Here is a 12,615-nt window from a genome sequence, read left to right on the forward strand (position 1 = left end):
GATTACTTGATGGGCTGAACCCGCACGCCATAGGGGCCCACAGCCACCAATGTCTGCTGGTCACTGACGGCCACGCCGAAAAAAGGCATGGGCTTGTCGCTGCGAAGCGGTTTGAAACCGCTGCCATCGGCAGATCCGATCAGCAATTGGCCAGCCTGAGAGGCCAGCACAATCGAGCCATCGGCCAGCACGGTGCTGGCGGTGAAGGAGGCATCGCCGGGGGTCTCGATGGGCTGCCAGTGCTGGCCATGGTCCTGACTGGAAAAGGCATTGCCACGCAGGCCGTAAGCCACCAGAGTCGAGCCCCGAGCGCTAAGGCCAAAGAAAGTGCCGCGATAGGGTGACGGCAAACGCTCGAACATTCGGGTTTGCGGATTCCATCGGCGCAACAGCCCGCGTTCGCCAGCCAAGTACAGCTCATCACCGGCGCGGGTCAGTGCATAGAGGTGCATGCCGTCGGGGTTCTGCGTTCGGTCCATGAGCGGCATCCAGGTCTGGCCGCCATCGCGGGTCTCCAATGCCAGGTTGAACGCACCGACCACCAGGCCGTTGTTGGCATCACTGAACGAGACATCCAGCAAGGGAATGGCGGGGCCGTCGCCTTCCATTCGGGCCACGCTGTCCATGATTTCGGCGTCCACCTCGCCGCGCTCGACCCGAGGCTGATAGTAGTCCAGCAGCAACTTACCCAATTGGCGGCCGTCGAGTTGCTTGACCCAACTCTGCCCGCCATCGGCGCTGTGCAGCACGACGCCATCATGGCCGACGGCCCAGCCATGCTCGGCGTCGGCAAAACTGACGGCCACCAGGTCGCTGCTCACCGGCACGGGTACCTGTCGCCACTGGCTGGCGTGAGCATTGCCCAACAGGATACGCCCCCATGGCCCCACGGCGACCAGTGTGTCGCCGGCCCGTGTGACCGCGCTCAGGCGATTATGCTCGGCCAGCCTGCTGATCCTGGACGGTGTGTCCAGCGTATCGGCGTACACCTGTGGCAGTTGGCTGGTCGCGAGCGCCAGCAACATTGCCCGCGCAATATTCTGAAGTGTCATGGCCACTCACCTTATTATTCTTGTTACAGGGTGAATGCAGCGGCCGCCTGAGCGACCGCTGCCGACTCACGGATTGAGCACGAAGCGCATCAACGAGCTGTCACGCATCTGGTTGGCTTTGGGCGGCTCCACCGGACGGTTACCATTGACGCCTAGCGCGTTGTAAACGTAGATCCCCGAGCTCAAGTCGAAGGACAGCGCCGTCCCCTGCGCAGGAGCCTTGATGTCATAGGACGGGGCAATGGCCACTGGCGTGACGTGGTACAGCTTGCCGGCGGTGTCGCGCCCTTCGTGCAGGCCGCCATACCAGGCATCTTCCTCTACATAGATGTCTCGCTCACTGAAGACATGACGCTGACCAGGCTTGAGCGTGCCCTTGACATGCCAGACCCGACGCAGCTCCCAGCGGATGCACTCGGGATTGGGGTGATTGGGCTTGAGCAGGTCCTTGGCGGCATTGCAACTAGAATTGGCGTCGGCATAAATCAGCTTGTAATTGTTGTAGGGGATATACATCTCTTGCTTGCCGACCAGCTTGAAGTCGAAGCGCTCGAAGTTACCGTCGAACAGGTACGCCTCGTCGTACACCACCGCACCGCCAAGGGCACCGATCGGGGTGTCCGCCGCCAAGTCCGGCGACAGTCGTACGCGTCGGGTACCGGGGCTGTAGGTCCAGGATTGGCGATCGAGTTTCTCGTACATGTCCTTCCACAGCGTGGCCTGGCCGCGCAAGCGCGCAGGCGCCGTGTACTCGGTGCGGGTAAAGCCGCGCCAGTCCACCGGCCCGCCGTAGTAGAAACCGCTCGCTTCCTGACGGTTGGTCACACTGGGGCTGACGACCTCGCCGGTCGGTTTGACGTAGCTGGACGACCATTGGTATTCGATAGCCTTGCCGTAGTAGCGGGCAAAGATGTTCCAGATCACTTCCGGCCCTGTCTTGGGAATCGGGAACGGAATGCCGCCGCGACAGTTTTCGGTGTTTTCCAGGCCACCGAATTGATTCAGCGAGCAGCGCGAGGCATTGGCAACGCTGTTGTCCAGCACCTCTTGCGGGTAGGCCGCGCTGCGCCGCGTAGGGAAGATATCGATGCGAAAATCCGGGTATTTGCGCAACAGCTCGGCGGTGCCCGGCGAGAGTTTGTCGGCGTACTTCGCCATATTTTTCGAATCGATGGTGTATAGCGGTTTATCAGCCGCGTACGGGTCCGGGCGCCAACCCGGCTTTGCCGGGTCATAGCTGGCCGGCGGCTGGGTCAAGCCGCCCGTGTAGGCCGGAATACTGCCGTCGGCATTGCCAGCCTTTTCTGCGCCCCAGGGGGTCAGGCTGGCGCCCAGCTGAGCGATCTCGGCGGCACTGGGTGCGGCCTGGGTCTGGCTGGCGGCCAGAGCCAACGCCGCGACAAACATCGAAGTTGTGGTTTTCATCTTGCATTCTCCTGACCGTACTTAGTTGTTTTTATTAGCGTGCGCATAGACCAGTGCCTGTGCGCTTGTCGGTTAAAAAAGCGATGTCTGATAGGTAAACACCACGCGACCGCGGTCCTGCAACGGCAAGCCATTGGTGGTATCGACGCCCTCCCGGGTACGCTTGCTGTTGGCCAGGTTGTCGTTGAACGCCAGGGTAAAGTCGTGTTGGCTGTTGTAGCTGGCAGTCATCGACAAGCCATAGGAACCGGCGCCTTCGTTGCCACCACCGAGGGTCGCGGCGTTCCCGTGCAAGCCAACGCTCAGACTGCCCGAGGCCGACAGATCCCAGCCCGGGGCCACGGCCGTCCAGGAGGGCGAGAACACCAGGAACGCTGAGGCAAAGTCCTTGGTCACGCAGCCATAGTCGCTGTCATTGGTGCCGGCGGTACGACGTGCCGAAGTGTCACAGCGGTTGAACAGCGCTTCATTCTTGTCCACGCTCAACCAACGACTGTAAGCCAGCTCGCCCATCAGCAAAGCTGACGACCACAGTGCGCTGCTACCAAAGAATTTTTGTCCGTTGAGCAGTGTATGGAAGGTGTCGCCTGTAGCCCCTTCGCCGTCGATCAGCACCGAGTTCGAGTTCAGCGCGGTGTTCTTGCGCACGCTCATTTCAAAACCGGTACTCACGCCACCGAGGCTTTTCGCCAGGCTGAAGCCGTACAACCGCGTCTTCTCGGCATAGCGGAAGTTGTACTCGCCACCAGCGAAATCCAGATCGGTCCAGAACGTGGTCTCATTGAACTGACGCGCATAGAAGCCCAGGGTGCCGCCGCTGAACCATTCGGGCGCGTAGCGCACGGCCAGGCCGTATTGCGCGCCATGGGGCCGGTCGATCCCGCCATTGCGCAAGCCGCCGAAGCCACTGTCAGGACCTTCGAGAACAAAGTCCAGCGGCGCCATGAATGTGCCGCCCTCGGGCCAGCGGTTGGGGCGCCATTCGTAGAAATACTGGCCTTCGAGCGACAACTGCGGATTGAGCTGCACTTGAGTCCAGGCACTGCCCACTGGCAGGGCCGTTTCCTTGGCGGTAGCGCCTGGCGTGGAGAACAGTTTGTTCAAATCACTCGGCGCCTGCGCATAGGACACGCTGTGGGCGGAGCTGGCAATCACCTCGCCCCACAGAATGGCCTGGCGACCCAGGCGACCGGTCACGTCCACGCCATTGTCGAAAGCGTGTGTGCCCCACACGTAGGCATCAAGAAACTCCGCCGAAGGGCCTTCACCGTAACGGCGCGTGGTGCTTGACCAGTGGCCATTGTCGTAGCCGCCCATTTCACTGGGCGGGGAATCGTTGAAGGCCTGGTCATACCAGGCCGAGCCGGTCAGGCGCACGCCGACGGTCTGGCGGAAATCGGCATCGAATTCGGTCAGCAGATCCAGGCGGTTGATGTAGATATCGCCCTTGTCGTAGCTGTAGGTGCTGTTGTTGCCGGCGGCCACCACGTCGTCGCGCCGGCCTTCGGCACGCATGCCCAGGTTGTAGCGCAGGGTGCCGCCAAGGCTGGCATTGATGTCGGGGTTGCCGGTGTCGAACTGATAGGCCTGGGCGCCCGTGATGCCCGCCAGAGAAATCGCCAAGGCTGTGGCCGCCTGCGTCAACCGTACGGGCCTGGTGTTCTTCTTGAAAGTGATCTTCACAACGTCTTCCTCATTTATTTTTATAAGAACGTCGTACCTCCAGCCGACCGTTGATGATCTGCCTGATAGCAATATCACTTATATAAGCTATCTTTTCAACGAATAAATATCAGGAAGGCTTATGTAAGGCAAAAATATTTATTCACAACCACCCCAGAAAAAAAAAGCCTGCGCTTTCAGCGCAGGCCCTCGATGTTTCAGCGCCTTCATGGCGCCGGCTCAGTCGCGCAGCGGCAGCGCGTCGGACGAGACCCAGTTACCGTGAACCTGGCAACGCAGGCGCAATGGCAACTTGATTCTCGCAATGGGCCCTCGGTCCAGATGCTCGGCCTCGACCAACACCACTTCGCTAAGATTCTGGTCGTGCAAGTCGACCACAAAGGCCAGATAACCTTCGTGTCCGCTCTGGCGCGAGGCGATATGCACGTGCTCCTGCACGGTGGTATTGGGCCCCAGGGCCAGGCTCTTTATCGCCCCGCCATCAAGATCCAGACGCATGACGGTGTTGAACCCCGCCCCTACCGGACCGCTGACCAACGGAGGACCGTTCTGCGGGTTGAAACCCTGGTAGTAGCCGATCCGGTAATCGACCATGAAATCCTTGTCGGCCACCCGCGGAAAGTCGCCAGCGGGGCCGATGACCCGCTCCTCGATATGCTCCCCAGGTTGCGACAGGTCGAAGCTCCAGCGTACGTAATGGCTGCGGATATCCTTGGGTTGCAAGTCGATATTGGAGTCTTTCTTGATAAACGGAAACGGCGGGCACACCGACAGACCGAAGTCCAGATGGACCTGCTCGCCGTCGCTGAAGGCGTTCATGAAGTGGAACGAGGAGCACGCCGGCGAGCGCTTGAACCAGCGCATTTCGCTGACCTTGCCATAGCGCGGCATGATCCCGACCCAGGCGTCCTCTCCCTGCTCGAAGACCCAATGGGGTCCGCCTGCTTCCATACGCTGCTTGTTGGCGATGGTGGGAAATACCGGAAAGATGATGTGCTCGCGAGTGACCGCGAAATCGTGCATGAACGAGGCGTAAGGTGTCTGGAACCACTGCTCACTGACGAGCTTGCCATCACGGTCGACAATGCACAGCGCCACATCACGTGTCGCCAGCCCGCCCGCTTCATAACCAAAAAAGAACAGTTCGCCCGTCTGCGGGTCCAGTCGCGTGTGGGCGGCCATGGTTTCGCTGCGCAGCGCGCCGTTGAAATCATAGGAGCCCAGGGTTTCCAGGGTGTAAGGGTCCAGTTGGTAAGGACGACCGTCTTCTTTCATCGCAAGCAGCTTGCCGGCGTGCCAGACAGGCGTGGTGTTGGCCACCGTGCGGTCGACCACCCCGCGCACGCTTGGGTCATCGGTGTAGGGGTTGCGATAGCGTCCGTGCAAGCCACGGCGAGCCTTGCGCTCTGCCTTCAGGCGCTCGGTCATGATGTAGCGCATCTTGAAATCGACATGGCCGTTTTCAAAGCGGAATGCGCTGACCATGCCGTCGCCTGAAAGGTAAGTGTCTTCGCCAAGCATCGGCGGGTACTGCGGATCGGGCACGCAACGAAACCAGGTGCCTTCGATCTCGGCGGGTATCTGCCCCTCCACGACCAGATCGAAGATGTCGCACTCGACCCGCGAAGGCGCATTGAAACCGCTATAGTCCATGGTGTTGGGAAACGCTTGTGTCATGCCGAAGCCCTCGCTTTTTTGTTGTTGTCAGTGACCGCGCACCGATGGCGCGATTGCTTCACCGGCGCGTTGTCGGTAAGCGGTATCGATCAGATAGGCGTGAATCTGTTGGACCTGCTCGACCTTGAGCACATCGGCAAACGAGGCCATGCCGCCGTCGGCCAGGATGCCGCCCAGCACAATGGGCTCGAACGCCATATGCATGCCCAATGGCATATTGAACAGGTCTGGGTAATTGGAGCGCGCCGGCCCCAGGCCTCCCCCATGGCAGCGGTTGCAGTTGAGCGCGAACAGGCGTCCGCCCTCCTGTATCGCCTGGGTGCTGGCCTCGGTGCGCGGTGGCAATGGATTGAGAATGGGCGCCGGCAACGGCTCGGGCAAAGGCGTGGGGCCGCCGTCCAGCTTGAACGCCAGCAGGCGCCCGCGGTTGGAGTGGTCATACGCTGCGGCGCCCGGCATCAGTTGCGAACCTGGCAAACCACCGTAACCTGCAAGCACCGCGATGTACTGTTGCCCATCCACCTCGTAGCTCATGGGCGCTGCCATGATGCCGGTGCCAACATGAATGTCCTTGAGCAATTTACCGTCGGTGGCGCGGTAGGCACGCAGATGTCCATCGGTGGTGCCCTGGAACACCAGGTTGCCTGCCGTGGCGAGCGTACCGCCATTCCACAGGCCGCTGTTGGGCGCTCGCCAGACTTCCTTCTGGCGCAACGGATCCCAGGCCATCAGGTATTCCTCGAAGCGCGGCGTGGGCTGGTTGGCCGTCAACTGCGCCAGCGCTTGTTGGGGCAAGGCGAAAAACGGCAAATAGCTCGAGCCCCAGTCCATGGTGTTCTTTTCGTGCTTCCAGTTCGCCTCCATGCTGAACACCATGGCCACATCGATGACGGGTATATAAGCCAGCCCCGTCGCTGGGCTGAAGGCCATGGGCATCCAGTTGTGCCCGCCCAAGGGGGATGGGTAGATCAACTTCGGGCCCTGACTGTAGTCGCCCTGCGGCGATTTCACCGGGCGTCCGCTGGCCAGATCGACACGCTCAGCCCAGGTCGCGGTGACATATTTTTCGGCGCTCAGCAGCTTGCCGTTGCGACGATCGAGCACATAGTAAAAACCGTTCTTGGGCGCCTGCATCAATACCGGTACCGGCGCGTTGTCGATGGTCAGTTCGGCCAACACCATCGGCTGGGTGGCGGTGAAATCCCAGCTGTCGCCAGGTGTGGTCTGGTAATACCAGACCAGCCGGCCGGTGTCCGGGTTGATCGCCAGGATCGAAGACAGAAACAGATTATCGGTCTGCTCGGGGCTGCGCAGCCAGGCCGGGTGCGGTGAACCGTTACCCACTCCCACATACAAGAGATTCAGTTGCGGGTCATAGACCATGCTGTCCCAGACCGTGCCGCCACCACCGGACTCCCAGAGCGTATCCTTGCTCCAGGTCTTGGCGGCCATCTCCAGTTCGGGATGCTCGTAACCGTTTTTCGGGTCGCCCGGCACCGTGAAGAAACGCCAACGCTGCTGGCCTGTTTTCAAGTCATAGGCGGTGACGTAGCCGCGCACACCGAATTCGGCACCGGCATTGCCGATCACCACCACATCGCCCGCCACCTGGGGTGCGCCGTTCAACGTGTAGGCGCGGCCGCGATCGATCAGGGTATCGACCTTCCACAGTACCTGGCCGGTCCGCTCATCAAGGCTGACCAGATAGCCGTCAAGCTGGCCGACATAGACCTTGCCATCGGCCAGGGCCACACCCCGATTGCTGACATCGCAACAGGTCTTGCGCCCCCAGGCACCGTCCAGTTGCGGATCGAACCGCCAGACCTCTTTGCCGGTAGCCGCCTGTACCGCGTGTACCACACCCCAGGGACCACTGGTGAACAACACACCGTCATGCATCACAGGCGTGGCCTGCATGCCACGCTGCACCCGCCCGCGCTGCACACTGGTATCGTATTCCCATGCCAGGCCCAGCCGCTCGACCGACTGCTCGTTGATCTGCTCCAAAGGCGAAAAATACTGCTCACCAAAGCCCCCGCCAGCGGGCCATTCGCTCTGCTGTGAGGCGCAAGCCTGGACGCCCGACCAGAGCGATGCGACCAGCACCCAGGCCCACCGAAGGTTTTTCTTGTGATTAGCCAGTAAAGCCATGATTCCCCCATTTCCCCAACAGACGTAGGCGAGCGAATCCGCCCGCACAGGCCTTTGCGTGTCTTAGTGCTGCGTACGGGTGGCCAGATCGCGCTTCATCACCCGGCCGGCCATGTAATAGGCCAGCGCCGCCAGAATGAAGCCGCCGGTGCAGGTGACGATGGCATGACGCAACCCCATCACCGAAGCTTCCCGGCAAGCCTGGGCCAGTGCCTGTTCGGCACCCGCTGGTGGCATGCCGCCGGGGCAAAGCGCACGGTAATCACCCAGGGTAAAGGCATGGGCGGCATACAGGTCACTGGCCAGGCCTATAAACAACGGGCCCAGGCCCATGCCCACCAGATTGAGCACGAACAGCAATATCGCCGATGCCGAAGCGCGCATGCGCGGTTCCACCAGGTTCTGGGTCACCGCAAAGGTCGGCGGTTGATGGAACATGACGAAAATGCAGCCCACGAAGATAAACAGCACGCTCATCTGCCAATCCTGCTGCAAAAAGCCCAATGCGTAGCACGGCGCTGCAACCAGGAAACTCAGGGCAGGAACCCAGCCGTACCATTTCTCGCCCCGGCGTGCGGCCCAGTCCGAAGTGAAGCCGCCCAACGCACTGCCGATCAACCCGGCACCACCGGAAATAATGGCAAACATCAGCCCGGCCTTGGCATAGCTCATGTCGAAGGCGCGGATCATGTACACGGGTATGAACAGGTTGATACCGAAGGTCGCGAACCCACCCAGGCCGGCGCCGCAGGCAATACGGCGAAAGGTGGCCAAGCCGAACAGGCGCTTGAGCACCTGGATAAAACCGGGCACCTGCGCGGTGTCCTGATAATGTTGGTCGGACAGACCGCGTTTGGGCTCACGCAGGGTAAACACCACCAGCAAGCCCAGTACTATGCCCGGCAGCCCGAGGATGTAAAACGCCTCACGCCAGCCATAATTCTGCACGACCCAGCCCCCGATCACCGCGCCCGCGCCCGCGCCCAGAGGCACTCCCAACGAGAAGATCGCCAAGGCCGAGGCACGCCGTTCGCGAGGAAAATGGTCGGCAATCAGTGAATGCGCCGACGGCGTGCAGCCCGCCTCTCCCACCCCGACACCCATACGAAACAGCAACAGCTGAATAAAACCGTTGGCTGTGCCGCACAGGGCGGTCATGGTCGACCAGACCACCACGCAAAGGGAAATGATCTTGACCCGATTGTGACGTTCGGCAAGCCGGGCGATGGGAATGCCCAGCACGGTGTAGAACAGCGCGAACGCCAGACCGCCGAGCAGGCCGAGCTGCATGTCGCTCAGGTGCAAGTCTTCCTTCACGGCCTGGCCCACGGTCGCCATGATGATGCGGTCCATGAAGCTGGAGGCGTATACCAGCACCAGCATGAACAGCAACCAGCTGCGGTAAGCGCGCGTATATAACGTAGTGGGCTGTGAGGCGGGGGTGGAGAGCTTAGGCTGAGCGGCACTGGTAGTACTCATCGCATACTCCTGCAGAGCCGCTGAACGGCTTCTATTTGTTGTTCGATACAGATACATGCCCCGATCCAGAGGGGTTGCCTGCCGGGCAAGCCTAACCCCTTAGACATTTGGTAGCAAGAGGGTTTATATAAGGTCTGCTTAAATAAAAACCATCACCCCGATCAGGAAGCGCTACCCATGCAAAAAGCTGATTATCTGCGTTACATCGATTGCTTCAATCGTGGCGATTTCGCCGGCTTTTCTTGCTTCTATGCCGACGATGTCGTGTTGGAACTGGGGACCAAGGCACGGCTCGAAGGCCGAGCGGCCATCGTCGCGTTCTATCGCCAGAACAAGGACCGCGTGCGGGAAACCCTGCGCGTCGACAACCTGATCATTGACGATACGGGTATCGCCGCTGAGCTGGATACGCAGTTTCTAGCCCTGCAAGACTGGCCCGATTTCATCGCCGGTCCCCTCCGTCAGGGCGATACCCTGCACATCGTCAGCCTGGTGCATTACCGCCTGCTGGATGGCCTTTTCAGCCATATCAAGTCGGCTCGCTGCGCAACCCTCAGTTGAGAGGGGCCAGCCGCGCCGGGTTCTGCGCGCGGCTGGCGCGGCTCACTCGTATCGCTTGAGCATGGTCTTGGCGATCACCAACTGCAGCACCTGGCTGGTGCCTTCGTAGATGCGCATCGCTCGTGCATCCCGATACAGGCGCTCGACCGGATACTCGGCGACATAACCTGCGCCACCGAAAATCTGCACTGCCCGGTCGGCCACCCGTCCGACCATTTCCGAGCAGTAGTATTTGGCCGAAGCCGCCAGGGTGCGTGCGTCTTCACCGTTCTGCAGGGCCTGACCGGCGCGCATGGCCAAGGCGTGTCCCGCCAGGTACTCCGCTTCGGAGTCGGCGAGCATGGCCTGGATCAACTGGAAGTTGGCGATGGGCTGGCCGAACTGGCGGCGCTGCATGGCGTAGCGTGCCGCCTCGTCGATAATGCGCTTGGCCAGCCCCACCGCCGAGGCGGCAACACTCGCCCTACCGCTGTCGAGTACCTGCATGGCAATCCGAAAGCCTTTGCCGGCGTTGCTTTCACCGCCGACCATGGCACTGGCCGGTACCCGCACATTTTCGAAAATCACATCGCAGATCGAGGAACCGCGCTGGCCCATCTTTTTCTCCGGCTTGCCCACCTGCAGGCCGGGGGTAGTGCGCTCCACAATAAAAGCACTGATGCCATCCGCGCCCGGCTTGCTCTTGTCGGTGCGCGCCATGACCGTGAACACGTCGGCATGCAAGGCATTGGTGATAAAGCGCTTGGTGCCGTTGATAACGTAATCGTCGCCATCACGCACCGCGCTGGTCCTCAGGCTGCCCGCATCGGAACCGGCTTCAGGTTCTGTCAGGCAGAAGGCCGCGCGATACTCTCCGCTGGCCAGGCGCGGCAGATACTTTTGCTTCTGAGCCTCGGTACCTGCCAACAAGATGCCCTTGCTGCCGATCCCCACGTTCGGCCAGAACACAAGGCGAAACGCCTGGGAGGTCTGGCTGAACAGCATCTGCACCTGCATTTCCTGCTCGATGTCCAGCTCCAGGCCGCCATACGCTTGGGGGATACCCAAGCCGAAGAAGCCCATCTCGCGCATTTCCGACACCACGTCATCGGGCACGGCATTGTTCTCCTCCACCGTGTCTTCCAACGGCATCAGCCGGTTTTTCACATAGCGTTCAACGGTGTGCAGCAGTTCCTGAAAGCTTTCGGAATCAAAGGCGCTAGCCATGGGTCGGGTCCTGTCGAGGAATTTTGTTGTGCCACCTATGTAAGTCTATCTTATATAAATTGTAAAGCGAATGGTCGCGGTGAGCCCCAAAATTTAACCGGCGATGCTCATTGACTAAATACGTATACCTTATATAAGTTATCATTCGAACAAAATGAAGACGCACCACCGCACTCCTTCAACTCAGGGAAAAACAACAATGACCCAGCAGACCCCATCCAAAGCCGCCTACCGTCGAATCGCCACTGAAGAGGCGTTCGCACCCCGGGAGATGATCGACATCTACCGGCGCATGACCGCCGACAAGGTGATCGACGATCCCGGCTTCAACAGCATGTGGAGTTTCTACTTGAGTGGCTCCAGTGCCCGCGGGCGCTTCATCATCGATGGCCTGACAGACATGGAGCATCAACGCATTGCCCACATGGATGCCGCCGGCATCGATATGCAGGTGCTGTCCCTGACCTCTCCCGGTGTGCAGATCATGGACCGCGCCGAAGCGGTGTCCTTTGCCGGGCAGTCCAACGACTGGCTGGCCGACGCCATCAGCCGTCATCCCACCCGCCTCGCCGGACTGGCGGCCGTGGCCCCACAGGACCCTCAGGCTGCGGCCAGGGAGATCCAGCGCGGGGTGACCGAGTTGGGCCTCAAGGGGGTGATCATCAACTCCCACACCCATGGCGAATACCTGTCCGACCCCAAGTTCTGGGATATTTTCGAAGCTGCCCAGGCGCTTGACGTGCCGATCTACCTGCACCCCATGACGCCGCCAAAGAACATGATCGAGCCCTTGCTGGAATGCGGCCTGGATGGCGCGATTTTCGGCTTTGGCATGGAAACCGGCATGCATGCCCTGCGCATCATCACCGCCGGCGTGTTCGATCGGTTCCCCAAGCTGCAGATGATCCTTGGCCATATGGGCGAAGCGTTGCCGTTCTGGATGTTCCGCCTGGACTACATGCATGCGGCAACCGTGCGCTCCGAGCGTTACGACAGCATGCGCCCACTGCAGCGCAAGCCTAGCGACTACCTCAAGCAAAACTTTCATATCACCAACAGCGGCATGGCCTGGGAGCCCGCCGTCAAGTTCACTCAAGAGCAGATCGGTGTTGATCGGGTGATGTACGCCATGGATTACCCCTACCAGTATGATCCGGCCGAAGTCATTGCCCTGGACGCCATGGACATCAGCGACGAGGCCAAGAAGAAGTTCTTCGAGACCAACGCAACCCGACTGTTCAAGCTTGACTGATACCCTTTGAGCGACCTGGCCGCCCCAACAGGGCGGCCTTCCCTTGCGACTTCCCGTGAGTGCGTGAGCGAAACGCAAACACCCGCCAACCGGCGGGTGCGATGCAAATCCAGTAGCCAACACAAACAA

General features: G+C 60.6%; 9 protein-coding genes. 2 read left to right on the plus strand and 7 right to left on the minus strand.

The features are described 5' to 3' along the window. Window positions 1-2 precede the first annotated feature (2 nt). The 6 genes from G7009_RS24150 to G7009_RS24175 form a co-directional block, all read right to left on the minus strand. Window positions 3-1,052, minus strand: coding sequence for a YCF48-related protein (locus G7009_RS24150; protein WP_181132547.1), 1,050 nt, complete (start codon window positions 1,050-1,052; stop codon window positions 3-5). Window positions 1,053-1,118: 66 nt separating this feature from the next. Continuing rightward, window positions 1,119-2,477: a DUF1329 domain-containing protein gene (locus G7009_RS24155; protein ID WP_181132548.1), complete on the minus strand. Its 1,359-nt coding sequence runs from the start codon at window positions 2,475-2,477 to the stop codon at window positions 1,119-1,121. Window positions 2,478-2,549: 72 nt separating this feature from the next. Next, a complete protein-coding gene (locus tag G7009_RS24160) occupies window positions 2,550-4,160 on the minus strand; it encodes a DUF1302 domain-containing protein (protein WP_181132549.1) in 1,611 nt (536 codons plus the stop codon). A 219-nt stretch (window positions 4,161-4,379) separates the two neighbouring features. Next, a complete protein-coding gene (locus tag G7009_RS24165; RefSeq protein WP_181132550.1) occupies window positions 4,380-5,837 on the minus strand; it encodes a carotenoid oxygenase family protein in 1,458 nt (485 codons plus the stop codon). Window positions 5,838-5,864: 27 nt separating this feature from the next. Then, a complete protein-coding gene (locus tag G7009_RS24170) occupies window positions 5,865-7,988 on the minus strand; it encodes a PQQ-dependent dehydrogenase, methanol/ethanol family (RefSeq protein WP_258198041.1) in 2,124 nt (707 codons plus the stop codon). Between the two features lie 63 nt (window positions 7,989-8,051). Next, a complete protein-coding gene (locus G7009_RS24175) occupies window positions 8,052-9,467 on the minus strand; it encodes a spinster family MFS transporter (protein ID WP_181132551.1) in 1,416 nt (471 codons plus the stop codon). A gap of 177 nt (window positions 9,468-9,644) precedes the next feature. Here G7009_RS24175 and G7009_RS24180 point away from each other — a divergent pair, with 177 nt between their 5' ends. Next, entirely contained in the window at window positions 9,645-10,028 is a 384-nt protein-coding gene (locus G7009_RS24180; protein ID WP_181132552.1) for a nuclear transport factor 2 family protein, read from the plus strand. A gap of 42 nt (window positions 10,029-10,070) precedes the next feature. Here the strand turns inward: G7009_RS24180 and G7009_RS24185 are convergent, their stop codons facing one another. Continuing rightward, window positions 10,071-11,234, minus strand: coding sequence for an acyl-CoA dehydrogenase family protein (locus G7009_RS24185; protein ID WP_181132553.1), 1,164 nt, complete (start codon window positions 11,232-11,234; stop codon window positions 10,071-10,073). Window positions 11,235-11,433: 199 nt separating this feature from the next. On the opposite strand from G7009_RS24185, the gene G7009_RS24190 reads away from it, so the two are divergent. After that, on the plus strand, window positions 11,434-12,486 hold the full coding sequence (locus G7009_RS24190; protein WP_181132554.1) for an amidohydrolase family protein: 1,053 nt from the start codon (window positions 11,434-11,436) through the stop codon (window positions 12,484-12,486). Window positions 12,487-12,615: the final 129 nt, after the last annotated feature.

Source organism: Pseudomonas capeferrum, from assembly GCF_013523055.1.
Classification (GTDB): Bacteria; Pseudomonadota; Gammaproteobacteria; order Pseudomonadales; family Pseudomonadaceae; genus Aquipseudomonas; species Aquipseudomonas capeferrum_A.